At 51.9% G+C, this 21,171-nt stretch carries 14 protein-coding genes; 11 read left to right on the top strand and 3 right to left on the bottom strand.

What is annotated here, in order from left to right; genetic code table 11:
- The first annotated feature begins 76 nt into the window (after window positions 1–76).
- From B212_RS0116915 to B212_RS0116900, 4 genes are all read left to right on the top strand, one after another.
- Window positions 77–3,193: a hybrid sensor histidine kinase/response regulator gene (locus B212_RS0116915; protein WP_019912122.1), complete on the top strand. Its 3,117-nt coding sequence runs from the start codon at window positions 77–79 to the stop codon at window positions 3,191–3,193.
- A gap of 6 nt (window positions 3,194–3,199) precedes the next feature.
- Window positions 3,200–4,333 (top strand): response regulator, encoded by a 1,134-nt coding sequence (locus B212_RS0116910; RefSeq protein WP_232231560.1) that lies wholly within the window; start codon window positions 3,200–3,202, stop codon window positions 4,331–4,333.
- Between the two features lie 94 nt (window positions 4,334–4,427).
- The gene (locus B212_RS0116905; RefSeq protein ID WP_019912120.1) at window positions 4,428–5,087 is read left to right on the top strand and encodes a class I SAM-dependent methyltransferase; all 660 of its coding nucleotides are present in this window, start codon (window positions 4,428–4,430) and stop codon (window positions 5,085–5,087) included.
- 88 nt (window positions 5,088–5,175) lie between these two features.
- Window positions 5,176–6,204 (top strand): CapA family protein, encoded by a 1,029-nt coding sequence (locus B212_RS0116900; RefSeq protein ID WP_442950116.1) that lies wholly within the window; start codon window positions 5,176–5,178, stop codon window positions 6,202–6,204.
- A 44-nt stretch (window positions 6,205–6,248) separates the two neighbouring features.
- Here the strand turns inward: B212_RS0116900 and B212_RS31690 are convergent, their stop codons facing one another.
- Window positions 6,249–7,145 carry an AraC family transcriptional regulator gene (locus tag B212_RS31690; protein WP_019912117.1) on the bottom strand — a complete coding sequence of 299 codons (897 nt, stop codon included), beginning with the start codon at window positions 7,143–7,145 and terminating at the stop codon, window positions 6,249–6,251.
- Between the two features lie 112 nt (window positions 7,146–7,257).
- On the opposite strand from B212_RS31690, the gene galA reads away from it, so the two are divergent.
- The 7 genes from galA (at window position 7,258) to B212_RS0116860 (ending at window position 19,288) form a co-directional block, all read left to right on the top strand.
- Window positions 7,258–9,639, top strand: coding sequence for a beta-galactosidase GalA (gene galA / locus B212_RS0116890; RefSeq protein ID WP_019912116.1), 2,382 nt, complete (start codon window positions 7,258–7,260; stop codon window positions 9,637–9,639).
- Between the two features lie 140 nt (window positions 9,640–9,779).
- Window positions 9,780–11,504, top strand: a complete 1,725-nt coding sequence (locus B212_RS0116885) for a sensor histidine kinase (RefSeq protein ID WP_019912115.1) — start codon at window positions 9,780–9,782, stop codon at window positions 11,502–11,504.
- Between the two features lie 57 nt (window positions 11,505–11,561).
- On the top strand, window positions 11,562–13,130 hold the full coding sequence (locus tag B212_RS0116880) for a response regulator (RefSeq protein WP_019912114.1): 1,569 nt from the start codon (window positions 11,562–11,564) through the stop codon (window positions 13,128–13,130).
- A gap of 184 nt (window positions 13,131–13,314) precedes the next feature.
- Window positions 13,315–14,241, top strand: a complete 927-nt coding sequence (locus tag B212_RS0116875) for an ABC transporter permease (RefSeq protein WP_019912113.1) — start codon at window positions 13,315–13,317, stop codon at window positions 14,239–14,241.
- A gap of 17 nt (window positions 14,242–14,258) precedes the next feature.
- Window positions 14,259–15,179 carry a carbohydrate ABC transporter permease gene (locus B212_RS0116870; RefSeq protein WP_019912112.1) on the top strand — a complete coding sequence of 307 codons (921 nt, stop codon included), beginning with the start codon at window positions 14,259–14,261 and terminating at the stop codon, window positions 15,177–15,179.
- Window positions 15,180–15,243: 64 nt separating this feature from the next.
- A complete protein-coding gene (locus tag B212_RS0116865; protein ID WP_019912111.1) occupies window positions 15,244–16,827 on the top strand; it encodes a DUF3502 domain-containing protein in 1,584 nt (527 codons plus the stop codon).
- Between the two features lie 100 nt (window positions 16,828–16,927).
- Window positions 16,928–19,288: a beta-galactosidase gene (locus B212_RS0116860; protein WP_019912110.1), complete on the top strand. Its 2,361-nt coding sequence runs from the start codon at window positions 16,928–16,930 to the stop codon at window positions 19,286–19,288.
- A 95-nt stretch (window positions 19,289–19,383) separates the two neighbouring features.
- Here B212_RS0116860 and B212_RS0116855 read toward each other — a convergent pair whose 3' ends face one another.
- The gene (locus tag B212_RS0116855; RefSeq protein WP_019912107.1) at window positions 19,384–20,220 is read right to left on the bottom strand and encodes a carbohydrate ABC transporter permease; all 837 of its coding nucleotides are present in this window, start codon (window positions 20,218–20,220) and stop codon (window positions 19,384–19,386) included.
- A complete protein-coding gene (locus B212_RS0116850) occupies window positions 20,220–21,110 on the bottom strand; it encodes a carbohydrate ABC transporter permease (protein ID WP_019912106.1) in 891 nt (296 codons plus the stop codon). Before B212_RS0116850 ends, B212_RS0116855 begins: the two co-directional genes overlap by 1 nt.
- Between the last annotated feature and the right edge of the window lie 61 nt (window positions 21,111–21,171).

The following is a 21,171-nucleotide window of genomic DNA, read 5'->3' as shown; positions in this document are numbered from 1 at the left end:
CGTGCGGATTTTGCGAGATTTTTGTGAGCGCTCTGCGTTAAAATAGATAGAGCTATACATAGTGAGAGGGGCCAGCATGTTGAGAATTGTGAATGTCCGCAGAACTGTGGGGATCAGTTTGTTTTTTGTTTTTACCTTTTCACTGTTATTGATGCTCTATTCCCAGACCGCAGTAAACCCTAAACAATTGCAAGCAAAGCAAGGCGTGCTGGATCTGACCTCTTGGGATTTGGAGAAGCAGGGCTGGGTAAATCTGGATGGAGAATGGGAATTTTATGAGAATAAACTGCTGAGCCCGGCTGATTTTCAGCAAGGGAAGCTTGCAAAGGCTGCCTATTTATCTGTTCCTGGCGTATGGCAGGGTAAAAGTAAAGACGGCGGGATGGACCGTAAAGGGTACGGGACCTATCGTCTCCAGGTGAAAATTAAGCAGGCGAATGAGGTGCTCGGCCTAAAAGTAAAAAGTATCCGAATGTCCCATAAGCTGTTCATCAACGGCAAGCAGGTTGGAGGAAGCGGACTGCCAGCGGAGGATAGCAGCTCAATTAAGCCGGGGAACACACCGCATACGGTATTTTTTTATACGGATTCCCGAACGGTAGATATTGTGATTCAAGTATCCAACTTCAACTTTGTCACCGGGGGGATTGTGAAATCCATTCCTTTCGGCACACAAGAGGACATCAGCAGGGTAAATACCATCCAGTTTGGTGTCGATATCGGGATTATTCTGATCTTGGGCATGTTTGGCGCATATCATTTAAGCTTCTACTTTCTAGGACGCAGAGAGAAGGAATATCTGCTCAGCGGCTTTTATCTGCTGCTGCTGGCCTTAAACATCTCACTATACGGAGATAAGGTATTTCAGCGGCTGCTTCCTTGGGTTCCATTTGATATCGCCTATAAGCTGCTGGAAATCAGCCAGTTCCTCGAAGTCTCCGTCATTATTATGTTCTTCTGTACGGTGGAGCCGGCTCTGATGTCGCCGAAGCGGCTCCGACTGGTCCTCTGTCCATTTGTTCTGTATCTGATAGGGGTTCTAATTCTGCCCTATGCTGTGCATATAAGTGTGAAATTTTATTTCATGTATTATCTCGCAATCGTTGTGATCGGCATCATTCTGAGAATGGTGTATTTATATTTCCGCAGGCAGAGTCATGCGGCAGACCGGGCAGAGCTGCTGCTGTTTATTGGCGGGGCTATCGTGCTGATGATCTCTCTGGTGGACGGCAGCCTGAATTCGGAAAATATTGTGCAGACCGATTTGGCCGGAAGATTCGGGATTATTGCTTTTATTATTATTATCAACACCTTGCTCGCCGTAAGGTTCTCCAATGCTTATGACAAAACGGAGGTGTTATCCCGTCAACTGCTGATCTCCAACGAGCTTAAGGATGAGTTCCTGATGAATACCTCGCATGAGCTTAAAACGCCGCTGCATGGCATTATGAATATGACTTCATTTTTGCTGGAGGATGGGGAAGAGAACCTGCAGGACAGTCAAAAGCAGAACCTCTGGCTGATTAAGGATACGTCAATGAAGCTGTCGATGCTGATCCAGGATTTGATCGACGTCAGCCGTCTGAAGCATGGGGAGCTGCGCTTGCAGAGAACGGTGGTGGACCTGCATGTAGCCTCGCAAATCGTCTTTGACCTGCTGCAATTCGAGCTTGCGGGCAAGGAGGTGGAGCTGGATAACAGGGTCGAGCCGGACATCTGGGTCCTGGCCGATGATAGCCGGCTGCGGCAGGTGATGTACAATCTGGTACATAATGCTATCAAGCATACCGATCGGGGGACGATTGCCATTGCTGCAAAAGTGCTGGGCAATCAGGTCTCAATTACAGTTGAGGACACTGGAACAGGGATACCGGAGGATAAATTTAATGCGATATTTGAATATTTTGATCAGGTGGATCAACTGCTGCCGCAGGACGGGTATACGGGGATGGGGGTTGGCCTGTACATCAGCAGGAAGCTGGTCGAACAGATGGGCGGAGAAATTTGCGTGGACTGGTCAGAGATTGGCAAGGGGACGCGGATGATTTTTACACTGCCGTATGTGGAGCAAATTCCGGGCTATCGTGAAGCCGCCGCCGCCGGAGTGAGGGAAAAACACGCTTCATTTGAGCATACCTCGCTTGATATAATTGACCGGAGCGGGTACACGATTCTTATTGTCGATGATGAGGCCTCGAACATTCATATCCTGCTCAACATTCTCGGGCGGCATCATTACAATGTGATCACCGCCTTCTCAGCCAAAGAGGCAGTGCTCAAAATGCAGCAGTACCCGAATGTGGATCTGGTTATTCTGGATGTGATGATGCCCGGCACCTCCGGGATTGAGCTATGCCGGACGCTGCGCAGACATCATTCCATTCTTGACCTGCCAATCCTCTTCGCTACCGTCAAGGATTCACCGGGGGATATTGCCCTCGGCTTCCGGGCAGGAGCGAATGATTATGTGACCAAGCCCTTTGACGGTGAAACCCTGATCGCCCGAATTCAGACCCTGATTGCCATGAAAACGTCGATACGGGATGCTATACGCCATGAGCAGGCTTTTCATCAGGCCCAGATCAAGCCGCATTTTCTGTATAATGCGATGAGCAGCATCATTTCATTCTGCTATACCGATGGGGAGAAGGCAGCCTATCTGCTGTCCATGCTCAGCCAGTATATCCGTTTTATTCTTGATATGGACCGCTCTACTCTAGTAGTTCCTCTGCACCGCGAGCTGGAGCTGATTCAGGCTTACGTGGAGATTGAACAGGCCCGTTTCGGGGAACGTTTCGATTTTGTGTGCCAGGTGGACGAGGGGCTGGGCTCTGTTGAAGTTCCTTCATTATGCATCCAGCCGTTTGTGGAGAACGCGATCCGGCACGGGCTGTTTGAGAAAGAGGGGCAGGGCCTGGTATCGCTCAAGATTCAAGCGGGCGAAGGGTATATGAAGGTTACGATTGAAGATAACGGCGTGGGCATTCCCAATGACCTGCTGTATCAATTAACCGGGAACGGCCAGCTCGGCGGGAGCATCGGTATTCATAATATCCGCAAGCGGCTGGATGCCATCCCCGGTGCCAGCTTAACGATTCACTCCGAGCCGGGAGACGGGACCAAAGTAATGATGTATCTGCCATCTAACCGCAGTACTGCCGGAGGGGGCGGTGAGAAGGAGATATACCGGTAATTGCTGATGAGAAAGAAGGGGGATACGATGTTTCGAGCCGTTATCGTTGAAGACGAATATCCGATTCTCGATTTAATGAAGGTACTGATTGGACGTAATTCGGATTACACCATTGTCGGAGCCTTCACTAGTCCGCTGGAGGCGCTTGCCAGTCTGCCGGAGCTGAAGCCGGACGTGATCTTCATTGATGTGGAGATGCCGAAGATGAACGGGCTTGAACTGGCAGGCAGGGTTCACAAGCTCATGGAGTCTACGGAAATCGTGTTCACTACAGCCTACAAAAATTACGCGCTGGAGGCCTTCGAGGTGTCCGCTCTCGATTATATCCTTAAGCCTGTGACGATGGGCGCGATCAAAAGGGTTACGGAACGCCTGGTCAAGCGGCTGGGAACAGCGGCCCCCCTTGAACGGCAGGTTACGGGGCCAACGATCTGCTGCTTCGGCGGCTTCGACGTCCGCAATGCAGCGGGCCAGCCTATTCATTTCCGCACACGCCGGGCAGAGGAGCTGTTTGCTTATTTCCTGTGCCACCCGGGGCGGTATATCAGCAAATGGAAATTGACAGATTTGCTATGGCCGGAGATGGAGGAGGAGAGAGGGGCTTCAAATTTACATAATACACTCTACCTGCTGAAAAAAGTGCTGAAGGAAAATGATTTTGGCATGAGCATTCAGAAGGTGAACGACGGGTACGTGCTGGAGGCCGGAAGCAAGGAATATGATGTCCTGATCTTTCAGCGGCTGCAGAATCTGTCTGCCGAAGGGAGAATAGAAGGTGATCAGGCGGAACAACTCTGCGCCCTGTATCGGGGACCTCTGTTCGAGGGCAAACCCTATTTATGGAAGATATCGCTGGAAGAGGCCTATTTCAAGCAGTATACGGCACTGATTCGCTGGCTGGCTGCAAGAGATCTGGCGTCCCGGAACTCTGGCAAAGCTGAAGAACGGCTGGAAGCGTACCTGGCGCACTATCCGCTGCAGGAGGAGATGCTTCAGCTTCTATTCGACATTTACAGCAAGCACGGGAAGAAGGAGAAAATCATCAGACTCTATGAAAACTTCGAAGCGGCATACCGCAAGGAGCTTGGACTGGAGCCCTCCGGGGAAATGAAAAACAGGGCCGCAGCTTACTTAGGTTAAGCGTATCCCGGCGGCAGATGTAAGGTTATGGCATGAAACGGGGATTCCTGAATATACTCTCACTACCGAATTACCTCTAAAAGGAGTCCTGGCCATGCCGACACATCCGTATGTTTCCCGTTTCTTTGTGTATGACGATGTCCGCCGCGGGCAGCTCATTTATGAGCTGCCGGAATCCTGGTGGAGCCGCCCTTATGAATACGAATGGTGTACGAATTTCATTTCGCCTCATGATGTGGTGCTTGATGCAGCAAGCGGGATTTCAGAGCCGCTCAAGTTCTACCTCGCAGGCCGCAGTGCGGAGGTTCACGCCTGTGATATTGATGCGCGGATTCTATCCTGGGATGCAATGATGCAGGAGATTGCCGATGAGATCGGGGAAGAGGCGGCGCAGCTCGCTCAGGCCAGCCGGACGCCCAGGCTCCGTTTGGCCCAGGCTGATCTTACTGCGCTTCCGTATGCGGATGAGAGCTTTGATACGATCTTCTGCATCTCCGTCCTGGAGCATTTATCACTGGAGGATTCTGAACGAGCCATACAGGAGTTTCACCGCACGCTGAACGGAGAGGGGCTGCTCGTGTTAACCTTTGAGTATCCGGCCGTTGATCTGCAGCAGATGGACGGCCTGCTGCGGCAGGCTGGGTTCCAGTATTGGGGCGAGACGGATTTCATGCTTCCCCCGGCTGCCGTGCGTTCGGAGGCACGGGACGGGCTGAGCTGTTTCCGGGCGGTGCTTAAGAAAGGGCAGGCCTAATCTCTTAATCTACCATTTATTTGGATTTTCTCTCTCTATTGTAGTAGAATAGTTGCAGATTTTACAAATAGAGAGGGGTCACACCATGTTGCGCAGATTTGCATTCATTTCGATCATTCTACTTCTGCTGATTCCGGCACCGGCTGTGTTAAGTAGGGGGGCTTCAACTCAGGAGAACATCACTCTTGCTTTTGCCGGTGACATTCTGCTGGATGGATTTGTCGGCGGCCAGATTGAAAGATACGGCGTCAACTTTCCTTTTGTCAAGGTAGCACCCGTTCTGAAGCAGGCGGATATGGCCTTTGCCAATCTGGAGACACCGGTATCCGTAAGAGGGAAGGCAGCGGAGAAAACCTTTGCCTTCCGCACCAAGCCGGCGGCGCTTGCGGGACTGAACTATGCGGGGATTGACGGCGTAACCGTGGCCAATAATCATATTCTGGATTATGGGCAGGACGCTATGCTGGATACGCTGATTCATCTCGACAAATACAAGGTTGGGCATACGGGAGCGGGCAAGGACAGCGATGAAGCGTTCAAGCCTTACACCAAGTCGGTCAAAGGCAAAAAGATCGCCGTACTAGGCACGAGCCGCGTGCTCTCCAGCCCTTCCTGGTATGCCGGTAAAAGCCACCCCGGTGCTGCCTCCGCCTACACGCCCGAGCCGCTGCTGGGCGCGATTAAGAAATCGGCGAAGGAGAACGACTACACCATTGTGTACATCCACTGGAATACAGAATTTAAGGACTATCCTGAGAAATATGCCCGGACACTGGCGAAGCAGATGATCGACAGCGGCGCGGATATGATTATTGGTGCACACAGCCATTGTCTGATGGGAATTGAATATTACAAGCACAAACCTATCTATTATTCGCTGGGCAACTTTGTATTCAACCGTTCCACGCGCGGCGGCGACAAAACATTGCATTCGATGCTGGTCCAATTTAACATCGGCAATGCCGGTGTAACCAGCAGGGTTACTCCGGTCAAGATTATCGGCGGGCAGCCTAATTTTATGGGCGATGCCTATAATAAGGACACCATCAAGCGGCTGAATCAGCTCTCGTTCAATGCGAGAATTGCTGCGAATGGAGAGGTAAGCGAGAAGCTTTGAGATGAAATGAAGATGTACCGCACAAGCCCGGGCGATTAGCTGTTCTAATCGCCCGGGCTTGTGTCTATTGGAGGGGAAGAGCTACTGCGGCTGCCGTTGCCGGATTTCCACAGCTCCTCCCGGTAGGCCCCCGGCGCTGTTCCATAAGCCTTCTTGAAGGCGCGGATGAAATAATTAGGCTCCAGGCCCAGGCGGCCGGCGATTTCCTTGATGGGCATATCGGGCTGCGTTTCCATCCACTTTACAGCCTGGTTCAGCCGCAAGCCCTGTAAATAAGCATGTGGAGTAATGCCATAGGCTTCGCGGAAGATCCGCATGAAATGCTGCACCGAATAGCCCACAACATGGGCAATATTGGACATCTGCAGAGTTTCGGTGAAATGCTCCTGCATGTAGCCGGCGGCCCGCCGCAGCGCCTCCTCCGCAGGGCGGCTTCCCGGAAGAGAGCCAGGGGCGGAGGGCAGCGCTACCAGATCCGAGAGCTGCAGGATAAAGGAATAGAGCAGGCTGGAAATATGCGAGACCCGGGACGATTCCGCTTGGTCCGCAAGCTCCCAGAGCAGCTTCAGAGGAGCCATCAGCGTATTTGCATCGTTGAGCGGAATCGCTGTGCTGAACGGCAAACCGCAGCCGCGGATGAGTTCTTCGGCAATTCTGCCCTTGAAGCCGATGTAGCCAACCATCCAAGGGGCTCCAGGCAGCGGAAAGTACTCATGCGGCTGACCGGTAGGCAGAATCAGTGCTTGTCCGGCTTCCAGAGTCAGTGTCTTGCCATCCTTGAACCGGACACGGCCTCTGCCTGCGAAAGCAATGAAGCATTGCGGAACAAGATAACCGGATGGCCGGGAGATGGGATGCTGTGCATGGAACCCGATATTGTACAGGGCCAGCGGCAATCTCGGATTCTGGTCATCGGAGGACAGGCGGAACGGAAGCAGCATGGAATTATCCCTCACATTCAAATTGTGCTATATCGTACTAGCATTGTGCTAACCCTCTATTGATAATCTAATCTACTATATGAATATAGTCCAGTAAGGAGGCGGTAGCAAGGTGAGCTTGGAAACAGGGAGAAGCAGAAGCTTATTTGATGAGAATTGGAGCTTTTACAAAGGGGATATTCATATTCCGCTTGCCGTTAAGGCGGGCATGACAGGCGGGATTACCGACTGTGGTTCCCACCAGGAGGGCGAATGGCTGGATATTGCTTTTAATGATAAAGGGATGGGTCAGCGGCAATTGGAATGGCAGAACGTGGGCCTGCCGCATGACTGGTGTGTGGAGCAGCAATATGTGCAGGATGAGTCGCTGGGTTCAAGAGACGGCAGCCACGGATATTTGCCGGGGGGGATCGGCTTTTACCGCACAACCTTCGAGCTTCCGGCAGAGGGAGCCGGACGCAAGTGGACGGTACGCTTCGATGGAGTATCGGGCTTAAGCACGGTATGGGTCAATGGGCATTTGATCGGTGAGCATAGAGGAGGGTATATCGGATTTGCCTATGATTTGTCGGATGTGCTCCGTTATGGGGAAGAAGGCCGGAACGTCATTCTTGTTAAAGTGGATGCGACGGAATGCGAGGGCTGGTGGTATGAGGGCTGCGGCATTTACCGCCATGTCTGGCTGGAACAGACGGACCGCCTGCATGTAGCGGAGTATGGAACGTACATTACAACACCGGAGGTCACGCAGCGGCAGGCCGTGGTGCATGTGAGCACCCGCATCTGCAATGAATATGCCGGGGAACGGTCAGTCTCGCTGCATACGGAAATATACGATGCTGCCGGGAAGCAGGTCTGCGGCGGAGCGGTGCAAGGTGATGTGGACTGGTATGGCGAGACGGAGCTGGAGCAGATTTTCAAGGTAGAGCAGCCAGCGCTTTGGTCTCCAGAGACACCTAATTTATATAAGGCTGTATCTATTGTAAAAGCTGACGGGATCGAGGCTGACCGCTATGAGACGGTGTTCGGCATCCGCAGCATCCGCTTTGATGCGGAGGAGGGCTTTTTCCTGAACGGAGAGCCTATGCTCATTAAGGGAACCTGCAACCATCAGGATTTCGCCGGAATGGGGGTTGCGCTTCCGGACAGCCTGATTGAATACAAGCTGCGGCTGCTGAAGGAAATGGGATCAAACGCATACCGCAGTGCGCATCATCCTCCGACCCCTGAGCTGCTGGATATGTGCGACCGGATCGGCATGCTCGTGATGGACGAGAACCGCAAGCTCGACAGCAGCCCAAATGGACTGTCCCAATTAAAGCGGATGCTCTACCGGGACCGCAATCATCCTTCTGTGATCATCTGGAATCTGGAGAATGAGGAGGTGCTCGAAGGAACTGTAACGGGCATGCGCATTCTGAAGACCCTGGCGGAAACGGCGAGAAGAGTAGACCCGACGCGTCCGACCTCCGCGGCCATGAATCATGGCTGGAACGAGAATGGCTACAATGATGTGGTTGACATTACAGGCTACAATTATGGACACCGGGACCATCTCGATGTCCGGGACCATGAGCGGTATCCGCAGCGTGTGATCATCGGCAGCGAATGTGCCAGCTATACCGCAACCCGGGGAATCTACGAGGATGATCCGGTACGGGGCTACTGCTCCGAATATGGCACGAACATTCCGTCGTGGGGCTGCAGTCCGCAGCAGGCCTGGACGGATATGGTGAACCACCGTTTTCTCACCGGGGTTTTCATGTGGACCGGATTTGATTACCGGGGCGAGCCGACGCCTTATCTATGGCCGTGTGTGAACTCGCATTTCGGTCTGATGGACACCTGCGGGTTCCCGAAAGACAGCTACTATTACATGCAGGCGGTCTGGAGGGACGAGCCGATGGTACACTTGCTTCCCCATTGGAATTGGCCGGGGTCAGAAGGCAAGCCGGTGGAGGTGCGGGTATTCTCCAATACTGACACTGTAGAGCTGTTCCTGAATGGTGCAAGTCTGGGCGAGCAGCAGGTGAACCGGACCGGGTATTTGTCGTGGGAAGTTAAGTACGAGCCGGGGGAATTAAAAGCAATAGGGAAACGCGGCGGCCAGCCGGTGGCCGAGAAAGCGGCCGTTACCGCAGGCCAGCCCTATCAAATCGGCTTGTTCCCGGACCGGTTGGCGGGAGCGGCGGACGGGGCGGATACCATACCGGTCCGCGTGGCTGTTCTGGACAGGCAGGGCCATGTTGTTCCGACGGCTGACAATGAGATCCGGTTTGAAGTGGAGGGAGCAGGGCAACTGCTTGGCGTAGGCAATGGAAATCCCAGCAGTCATGAGCCGGATAAGGCGGCGGTCCGGCGGGCTTTTAACGGCTGGTGCCTGGCTCTGATTCAGACTTCACCGGAAGCGGGAACCATTAAGGTCCGTGCGGTCTCTACCGGATTAGCGGCCGCAGAGGCGGATCTGCATACAACCTCCGAAGCTTCCATTTAATTGAAAATAAACCGAGCGCCGGGAGGAATTCCGGCGTCTTTTTGACGATCCTCAATACATCTTCTTGCCGCAGCCTATTTATTTCTGGGCAGGGGAACGATAATATAGACATACCGAATTCATACAGAGGATGTTCGCTAATGATGCCTAAGCTCAAGAAATACATGCCTTTCACCTACAAAATGATGATTCCCTATCTTCTGCTTGTGCTGCTGACCGATGTGGTCATCGGATACATCTCCTACTCCATGCTGACCGATTCCCGGACGGAGATGGCGGAGTCGAACATAAGAACAGGGATGGAGCAGGCAAGGACCAATATCCGCTACCAGATGGATGAGATTCAGAGAATGTCGGACAACCTGTTCGGGAGCCAGCCCTTCCAACGCGCGCTAGAACTGAAGGGGACGCCGTTTGAAATCTATCTGGCGATGCTCGATGAGATTGTTCCCCAGATAACTGCGCCGCTGCAGCTATTCGGGAATAAGATCCGCTTCATGCTCTATACACCGAACAGCAAGCTCAACATTGTATCGGGGGACAATCTGGATGAGCCGATTATTGACAGCGATTATTATATTCTGCCGCTTCAGGACATCGCCGGAAGCGATTGGTACCGCTCCCTCAAGGATTCGAAAAGGGATAATCTGTGGCTGCAGATTGATACTGACCAGAAGCTGGATAACATTTCGCATGTCCGCAGACTGGTCAACTTCAGCGATTACAAAACCGTGATCGGTTATGTGCGTATCACCGTTTCTTTGGAGGATTTGTTCGGCGGATTTGACACCTTCCCACTGGAGGAGGGGATTACCCTCCGGCTTGTGGATGAGCCCACGGGCGGCATCCTGTTCCAGCGCGGCAAGGCTAATTATGACGATGGAAGCGAGAATTTTCTCAGCCTGCATGAGCAGATTCCCGGCAGCAGCTTTGTTATCGAATCTTTGGTGCCGAATTCATATCTGACGAAGGATGCCGGCAGGCTGCGCCGGGTAATTGTTGCGGTGTGCGCGCTCAGCTTCCTGGTGATGACGGTTATCGGATATACGGTTGCCCGTCTTTCCGGGCGCAAGATGAGCCGTATCGTGGGGCTGGTGCGTGCTTTTCAGGAAGGGAACTTCCAGAAACGTATCCGCTTCTCCGGTAATGACGAATTTGTGCAGATCGCGGATTCATTCAATGTCATGGCCACCAATATTCAGGAGCTGATCAACAGCGTCTATGTGCAGGGGATCCAGAAGAAACAGGCGGAGCTGGAAGCTCTACAGGCACAGATTAATCCGCATTTCCTGTATAATACACTTTCGACCATAAGCAGCCTGGCGAATCTCGGGGAAATCGGCAAGGTCACGGAGATGGTGCAGGGACTCTCGCGGTTTTACCGCCTGACGCTGAACCAGGGCAATGTGTACATTGAACTGGAAAAAGAGCTGGAGCAGGTTGCCACGTATCTTGAAATCCAGCAGGTCAAATATGCGGATGCCTTCTCCGTCTATGTGGATGTGGATGAGGAGATTCTGCAGATGCGGGTGATCAAGCTGGTGCTGCAGCCGTTCGTAGAGAATGTGTTCAAGCATGCATGGTTCGGAGAGACGATTGCCATCCGCTTGACCGGCAGGCGGGTTGGCGGCAATATTGAGCTGAAGGTTATCGACAACGGAATTGGCATGCGTCCCGAAACCCTCAGCCAAATGATGAAGGGGTCCAGTCAGGCCGGAGGCTACGGGGTGAAGAATGTGGATCAGCGGATCAAGCTCAGATACGGGGACGCTTACGGCGTCACTATTGCAAGTATTTTTGGAGGCGGCACAACCGTCCGGCTGCTAATGCCCGCAGGGCTTATGGATAACGAGGAGCTCTTATGAAAAGAAAAGAGTCCCGCAAGCAACATCTTGCATAATTACAGGAGGAAAGTTTCTATTATGAGCATCAATGTATTGCTGGTTGACGATGAAGCGATAGATCTGGAGTGGCTGCGGCGCAGGGTGCTTGCCAGTGGACTTAATATTACGGTAGTGGGTACCGCGAGCAGCGGCTTCAATGCGCTTAAGATTATGGAAGAGGAACGGATTGATATTATTTTGTCGGACATACGGATGCCGATCATGACCGGAACCGAATTTGCGCGCAGGGCAAAGGTGCTGAGCCCGAAGACCAAGATTGTGTTCATCAGCGGGCATGAGGATTTCAGCTATGCCAAGGAAGCGATTGAAATCAATGCCTCCGGTTATTTGCTGAAGCCTGTGCAGGATAAGGATCTGTACGAAATGCTGGGTTCATTATGTGCCCAAATGGAGCAGGAACGGGAGCAGGACCGCTCCTTCAGCGAGGCCCTGTCCCTTGTGAACAAGGAGCTGCTTCTGCGCTGGTTAGATGAGTCTTCTCCTGATCCCGCAGAGCCGCATCTGCGCAGCATCCTGACTCCGCTGCTGCAGAAGGGCGCTGCGGCGGCAATCGTGGAAATTGATGATTTGGAATGGAAATTGCGTGATCTGTCCGAGGAGGATACCCGGAGCATCATGCGGCAAATAGCCGAGCTAATCAAATCCTTTGCCGAAGACGCAAAGCTGGGTACCTTGATCGCCGTTCATCATACCCGCTTTGTTATTCTGGCGGCACTAGCACAGGAGAGCTTCCTGCCTTTGCTTGAGGAGCTTATCCGCAAGGTGGCGGCGGCGTCGCCCTGCACGGTGACTGTCGGCGTCGGACGGTACGCAACGAAAGAAGCTGAGCTGCATGAATCCTACCAGCAGGCGCAGGCTGCGCTGAGTGCCAAATGGCTGCTGGGCAAGAATCGTCTGATCCGCGACACGACAGAATCGTCGTTAAGGGGAACGCCCGGGGCGAAGATTGAAAAGACGGTGGACCTTCTTCTGGAGGCGATTATCCAATATGATCTGGTGGCGATAGACGATCATCTGATGGAGCTGTTCACGAAAGATCTGCCGGCGGGCAAAAAGGATGTCTACGAGCTGATTATCCGCATTACCTCGAAGCTCCATGCCGATCTGCAGCAGCAGAACGAGAATCTGTATGAGCTGCTGCAGTGGGAATTACACCAGCCGGATATTCTGTTCCAGTTCGAGACGATTCACGATATTCTGTCCTGGATGCGGCGCAGATTCTTTGAGCTGTCGGAGCTGCTGTATGTGAAGCGCCAGCGGCAGAAGCGCAAGCTGATTGATGAGATTATGCGTTACGTGGAGGAGAATCTGGAGAAGAAGATCACCCTGAAGGAGGTTGCCGCCCACTTCGACTTCACACCGAATTATTTGGGGTATCTGTTCAAGGAAGAATACGGGCTGCCGTTCAGCGAATACCTTAATGAGCGCAAGACCAGCCGCGTATCTGAGCTGCTGAGCGATCCGACGCTCAAAATCTATGAAATCGCCGAGCGTATGGGCTACAAGAATATCATTTATTTCAACCGGCAGTTCAAGCAGACGACAGGCATGACGCCGGGGGAATACCGGAAGAAGAATAAAATATAGCGCTCCAATCGTTGCCCCGGCTGCTTGTCATTTGGCCGAGGCAACTTTTGCGAGAGCGGCAACCTATATGTTTTCACCGATCGTTGAAAAAGTATTAGTTTTAGTTGATAGGCTTAATCCCCGTCTCTTAAACGACTCTTTATAATTAAGCCATAGAGAAATAGTGAAAGGAAGGGGATTCGAGATGAAACAGAAACAACATGGATTCTGGGATGATGTGAAGAAGTATAAATCGTTGCTCCTGATGCTGACTCCGGCGGTATTATTTTTCCTGTTGTTCGCCTACGTTCCAATGGGGGGGATTATACTGGCGTTTAAGCAGTATAACTACACAGGCGGTGTCTTTGGCAGCCCATGGAATGGATTTGACAACTTCAGATTTTTCTTTGGTTCCGGTGACGCTTGGCGCGTAACACGAAACACGGCGCTGTACAATATAGCTTTTATCGTTGTAAACAACGTGATTCAGATCTTTGCAGCGATCCTGCTGTTCGAGGTAGCTGGAAAATGGTTCCGGAAGCTGGCACAAACGATGCTGTTCCTGCCTTACTTCATTTCCTGGGTTGTGGTTGGAGCGATTACCTATAACCTGTTCAACTTCGATGTTGGTACCATTAACGTATTGCTGAAAGGTCTCGGCATGCAGCCGATTGACATTTACAATACACCTGCTTATTGGCCATTTATACTCGTGATTGTGTCCGCCTGGAAGACGCTGGGCTACGGAACAGTTATGTACCTGGCCGCAATCACCGGCATTGATACGGAAATGTATGAAGCAGCCGAAATAGACGGTGCGAATATTTTCCAGCGGATTATGAAAATTACGATTCCAAACTTATTCCCTACAGTAATCATTCTGGTTCTGCTGGCGATCGGCAATATCTTCCGTGGAGATTTCGGGATGTTCTACAACATGGTCGGTAATAATGGACTGCTGTTCTCATCCACCGACGTTATTGACACCTTCGTATTCCGGTCGCTCACAACTTCAAATGAGATTGGTATGTCCGCTGCGGCCGGCTTCTATCAATCATTGCTTGGTTTTGTAACGATCCTGCTGGCTAACTATGCTGTGCGTAAATACGATAAAGACCGTGCCCTATTCTAAGAAAAGGAGGAAATGCCATGAGTACAATAGCAGATATCCAAACTAAAAAGGTACGCAAGCCCAACAGAGACCGGCTGGTGCTGTCCATTATCGGATACACGACACTAACGGTGCTTGCCCTATTCTGTATCTTTCCTTTCATTCTGGTGGTGTCCTCCTCTCTGAGCGAGGAGAGCACAATTATTGAGAAAGGATTCCAGCTCATCCCTTCGAAATTTTCGACGGAAGCCTACGGCCTGCTGTTCAAATATCCGGCTGAAATGCTCAGAGCCTACGGTGTGACGATCAGCGTTACGGTAATCGGCACTGTGCTCGGCCTGTTTCTAACTTCCATGACGGCTTACGTGCTGTCCCGGAGTGATTTTAAATGGCGTGGAAAATTCTCGTTTTTCTTCTTCTTCACTACATTGTTCAGCGGTGGTCTGGTTCCTTCGTATCTGTTGATCATCAACTTTCTTCATCTAAAAGACACACTGATGGTGTTGATTCTGCCGATGATGCTCAATGTCTTCTACATTATCGTCATGAAGTCGTTCATGAGCAGCATCCCGGATGCAATTACGGAGTCCGCCAAGATTGATGGGGCTGGCGACTTCCGGATTTTCCTGCAGTTGATTGTGCCTTTGTCCAAGCCGGCATTGGCGACCATTGGCCTGTTCATCGCCCTTGCCTACTGGAACGACTGGTACAACGCGCTGCTCTATATTTCGAAGTCCGAATTGATGCCGCTTCAATACTATCTTTACAAAATGCTGGGCAATATGGATGGCATGCGCAAGGCAATGATGGCCTCCGGAGCGGTAGTGAATTCCGATCTGCCAACCGAAAGCTTGAAGATGGCGATGACCATTGTAGCCACAGGCCCTATCCTGCTTGCTTATCCCTTCATTCAAAAATACTTTGTGCAAGGGCTCACTGTAGGTGCTGTCAAAGGATAATCTCAGGGCAACCTGGTTATCAATATATAACCAACCAACTATTCGATAGGGGGAAACATCGGTCATGACAAACAAGAAAAAGAAACTAACAGCTACGCTGGCGACAGTGTTGATGCTTGGCACAGTTCTAAGTGCATGCGGAGGCGGCAACAGCAACAATACATCTGCGGAAGCAACCAACGCAGGAGCAACGGCTACGGAGGGAGCAGCCACGAATTCCGGCGCTCCTGATACTTCCAAGGAAGTCAAACTCAAAATGCTGCTGATTGGCGGTCAGCCTGGCGATTACGATAAAGTATTCGGTGAGCTGAACAAAAAACTGAAAGAAAAAATCAATGCTACTGTGGATGTGGAATTCCTTGATTGGTCCGATTGGACACAGAAGTACCCGCTGAAATTTGCCGCCAACGAGGATTTCGACCTTGTGTACACTGCGAACTGGGCACTGTATAACGATCAGGCGCTCAAAGGCGGATTCCTGGAGCTGACAGATGACATGCTGTCCAAGTACATGCCGAAAACTTGGGAAGCCATGCCTAAGGTTTCCTGGGAGCAGGCGAAAGTGGATGGCAAGCTCTACATGGTTCCGAACAACAATGTTGAGGTAACCGACAAAGTAGTGCTCTACCGTGAAGACCTGCGCAAGAAATACAATTTGCCGGAAATCAACAGTCCTGAAACCTATGCCAATTACTTGAAAACGGTTGCTAAGAACGAAAAAGGCATTACGGCTTACGGTGCTAAACCTGCCGATGGCTGGAAATGGCATGAGCTTGACCAGACGTTGCTTGAGCAGAACAACAACTTCAACCTGGTAGATCCGAACCTGCTGCCGCTGGCCTACAAGCTGGACGATGCATCCGGTAAAGTATTTGACATCTACGACACTCCTGAGTTCAAACAATTGCTTACCTATTACAAAGATCTTGCCGACAACGGCGCATGGTCCAAAAACGTAGTCAGCAATAAAAACGATGTATGGCAGGATATCAAAGCAGGCAAAGTCTCCTCCTATGCCCACAACCTCGGAACTGTAGCGGCTAACCTTGCTGAAATGCGCCGCGACAAACCGGATGTAGAGCTGGGAATCGCCGACCTTACTCCGGACAAGAAGAAGATTGCCGCTATCTCAACCCAGAACGGTATGGCGATCCATGCCACTTCCAAGAATGCAGAGCGTTCTTTGATGCTGATTGATCTTCTGCAGAATGACAAGGAAATTCATGATTTGACGATGTACGGCATTGCCGGAACCAACTACATTCCTGAAGGCGATGACAAGTACACTGCTGGTCCTGCAGCTACCAACTACACCGGCTTCTCGAACTGGGGCTGGAACTCTTCGCTGAACCGTCAAGATGCTTCTTATCCTGTAGAAGCTGACAATATGTTCAAGAGCTGGCAGTCCAGCATCTACCACTTCCCGCTGGAAACCTTTGTTTTCGACTCCGCGAAAGTGAAGAACGAAGTGGCGAACATTGGCAACGTAATGCTGCGTTATGCTATTCCGCTCGAATACGGTTTGATTGCTGATATTGACAAAGGTCAAGCCGACCTGATTCAGCAGTTGAAATCCGCTGGCATTGACAAGGTTCAAGCTGAAATGCAAACCCAAATCGACGCCTTCCTTGCTGCTCAAAAAAAATAACCAATTGAAAGTGAAGCTTATGTAACGGCTTCCGGGCTGCTCCAAGGCATAGCTTTGGGGCAGCCCGTTTTTTGTCTTTCAGAAGAAAGGAGATTTGATCATGGAATATAAAATAATGGCCGGAATTTCCCCGAAAGACATCTATCCGTCAACGCTGAAGCTGGGTGGAAGCAATCCCCAGGGCGATCAAATCCGCTTCACCAATTATTATATGGAGCTGAACGGCAAGCCTTATTTTGCCGTTTGCGGCGAGTTTCATTATTCCCGTTATCCAGAAGCTGACTGGGAGAAGGAAATCCGCAAAATGAAGATGTCCGGCATTAATATTGTAGCTACCTATATCTTCTGGAACCATCATGAGGAGCTTGAAGGAGCCTTCCAATGGGAGGACAACCGGAATCTGCGGGCATTCATCCGGCTCTGCGCGCGTAACGGGCTGTATGTGATTCTCCGTGTTGGCCCGTTCTGCCACGGGGAGGTCCGCAACGGCGGTCTGCCGGATTGGCTGTTCGGACGCGCGTTTGATGTCCGCTCCAATGATGAAGGCTACTTGCATTATGTCCGCCGGCTGTTCCATGAGATCGGGGCTCAGTCCGCAGGGCTGATGTTCAAGGACGGCGGACCTGTGATCGGCATCCAGCTTGAGAATGAGTTCAACGCCGCCGCTGCCCTGTGGGAGCTGACCGCGAAGCAGGGTGATGAATACTTAAGCGGCGGAATCGGCGGCGAAGCCGGATCTGAGCATATGCGCATTCTGAAGCAATATGCCATCGAAGCTGGAATGGATGCACCGATCTATACCAGCACAGGCTGGGGGGATGCGCCATTTCTGGAGGATGAGGTGCTTCCGCTGTATGGCGGCTATGCCTATACCCCCTGGAGCATCAGCGAGCAGAATCCTGACCAGAAGCCGACAGCGGAGTATGTGTTCATGAATTATCATGACGATCAGGGCGAGACCGGGGAGTACAACCCGCCGTACCGCAGAACGAAATATCCTTTTGCCTGCTGTGAGATGGGTGGAGGCATGCAGACCTGGTACCTGTCGCGTTTCCAGGTGGAGCCGGAGAGTGTAATGGCGATGAGCCTGATGAAAATTGCCGGGGGCTGCAACTTTATCGGTTATTACATGTTTCACGGAGGCACGAATCCGGTAGGGAAGACAGGATATTTGAATGAGAGCACCACACCGCGAATCACCTATGACTTTCAGGCTCCCATCGGTGAATTCGGACAGATTCGGGACTCTAATCATTTGCTGCGTCCGCTGCATTATTTTCTCCGCCAGTTCGCAGAGCGCCTAATGCCTATGGCAACAGTGATTCCGCAAGGTGCGGTATCCATTCCCCCTGAGGATTCGCATACGCTGCGGTACGCGGTCCGCACAGACGGTAAGGCCGGGTTCCTGTTCGTCAATAACTATCAGGATCATGTAGAGATGGATACGCATGAGGATGTCCGGTTTGAGGTGGAGCTGGCAGAAGAGACGCTTAGCTTCCCGAGAAAAAGCTCGCTTACTGTGCGGAGGAACGCTTCCTTCATCTTCCCGTTCAACTTCGCGCTGGCTGGGCTGAATCTCCGCTATGCTACAGCCCAGCCGGTAACTATGGTGGAGACTGCCGAAGCAGCCACCTATTTCTTCTCCATGCCGGAGGGCGTGGACGGGGAGTTTCTTCTTAGTGGGCAGGGAATCACCGGCCTGACAGCCGGCAGCGGAGCCGTGGAGAAGGAAGCGGACGGGAGCTACTCCGTTCTGATCCCGCATGACGGCTCTGCGATGATCCGTATTGCCCGGGCCGGGGCCAAGGAGCTTCGCATTTACGTGATGAATGCGAAGGAAGCTTCGGCCCTGTGGGAAATAAAGGACGGCCAGTCTACAAGGATTATATTCTCAGAAATCCCTCTGGTCCAAACGGCGGAAGGCATTGAATTCTTCAGCACCGGCCAGAGCAGCTTCTCCTTCCGGGAGTACGCGGGTACGGGCGCTGTGTCTGTGCCCGAATGGAAGACGGCGCAGGCTGCCTGCTCCATCGCGCAGCGGAGAGACGAGTGGTTTTTGAGCTATGATCTGGAGGTGCCCGTGAAGGAAATCGGGCTTAAGACGCAGCGAATTCATGAGCATAAGCTGGCTCTGCACATCGCTCCGGATGCGCTGGCGGGTGTCGAGGATGTGCTTCTCAGCATCGACTATACGGGCAATGTAGGCTATGCCTTCGCTGAAGGCCAATTATTCCATGACCATTTCTACAACGGCCTCCCTTGGGAGCTCGGCTTGTCCCGCTTCCGGGATACGATTCAGAACGGGGAAATCGTTCTGGAGACCACACCGCTGCGCAAAGGGGTGATGACTGTTGTCGCCGGCGCTGCTATGGCGGGTGAGAAACGGTTCACCGGTGAAGCAACGGCGGTCTTCCACAGCGTTACGGCAATTCCGGTCTACCGGGTGACGTTGACTGGGTAGGCAACGTCTGACGCTTTTTCTACGATGAACCGAAAACGGCTGCGCTGTCCAGTTAAGGACGGCGCAGCCGTTTTAATGTTTTTCTACAAATAAGATCAGCCCTTCACCGCTCCGGCGACAACACCCTTCACGATGTACTTTTGCAGGAAGATGAACACGATGATGGAAGGCAGCACAGCCATAACCATAGCGGTCATTGCATATTGCCAGTCTGAGGTATACTGCCCTACGAACGTGTAAGCGGCCAGTGTCAGAGTCTTCGTATCCGGCGAGCCGTTAACCATCAGCAGCGGGAGCAGGAAGTCATTCCAGATCCACATCACGTCGATGATGACGATGGTTGTCGTTACCGATTTGAGCAGCGGGAAGATGACACTGAAGAACAGCCGGAAGCTGGAAGCCCCGTCAATCGTGGCGCTTTCATCAATTTCTGTCGGAATCCCCTTAACAAAACCATGATAGATGAATACCGCCAGTGGAGCGCCGAAGCCCCAATACAGCAGTCCCAGACCCCAGGTGCTTTCCGAGAGATTCAGGTTCTTAGCAGTCTGGAGCACGGTCAGCATGATGGATTGGAACGGAATCAGCATCGGCATAATGCACAGGAAGTAAATGACGCCGCTCAGTTTGGATTTTGTCCGTGCCAGCTTATAGGCTGCGATGGAGGAGATGAACACGATACCCAGCAGGCCAAGGCCGGTAATGACAAAGTTATTCAGGAACAATCTTGGATAGTTAATGAACTTCCATACGTATGAGTAGTTGCTGAAGGTTAGATGCTTCGGCAGAGCGATTACGTCGGTCATGACCTCGCTGAAGCTTTTTAACGAGTTGATAATCGTCAGGAACAGCGGATATAGGAACACAAGGGAGAGGAGCACCAGAACAACTTCGAGAATGATCCGGCCCGCTTTGCTGTTGTTTGTTTTCATTATGCCTCAACCTCTCTCCGTTTGAAGACTGTAAGCTGGATCACTGTCACGACCAGGACGGCCACGAACAGAATCAGCGCTTTTGCTGTACCATATCCGTACAGATTGTTCTGGAAGGTATCCCGGTAAATATCGTAAGCGATACTGTAGGTAGTTCCCCCCGGACCGCCGCCGGTCAGCGACAGAATGACGTCGAACACCTTGATGGAGTTGGTCAGCGCCATGAAGACCGAGATCGTGATGGATGGAGCAAGCAGCGGCAGCGTGATGCTGAAGAATCTCCGCACAGGACCGGCGCCGTCAACGGTGGCCGCTTCCTTGAGATCGTCCGGCACGGACTGCAGGCCTGCAATATAGATCACCAGATAGAAGCCGATGGACTGCCAGATCGAAACCCCTAATATGGAGATAAAAGCAAGCCCCGGCGTCCCCAGCCAGCTTAGGCCGAAGATCGACCAGCCTGTGCTGTCGCCCAGCGAGTTGAAGCCCTGCATGAAGATGAATTTCCAGATGAAGCCGACAATCACAAGACTGAGGATATAAGGGATAAAGAAGGCCGCTCTCAGCCAGGAGGTGGACTTCAGCTTCATATCGAGCAGTACTGCCAGCAGAATCGCCAGCACATTCACAATCACGATGTAGAGCAGCGCGTATTTGATCGTGAACCACGCCGAATTGGCAAAGTTGCTGTCCCCCGTAAAAATCTGCTGGAAATTATCCAGGCCGACAAATTTGGGATGCTTGGAGATCCCGTTCCACTTCGTCATGGAGTAGCGGATGGTCATCACAAACGGAATGTAGAACGCAATCGCGATACAGATCAGAACGGGGAGTGTGAACAGCCCGAAGTCCAGTTTTTCGCGCCATTTTCTGCCGAGTGTTTTTAACATGGTTGCACCTCTTCTTTGTTAATAGGGTGGTGGGAGTATTGTGCTAGCTTGCCACACATAA

This window comes from Paenibacillus sp. HW567, assembly GCF_000374185.1.
GTDB lineage: Bacteria > Bacillota > Bacilli > Paenibacillales > Paenibacillaceae > Paenibacillus_AQ.
This window is presented reverse-complemented; position numbering and strand designations above follow the sequence as displayed.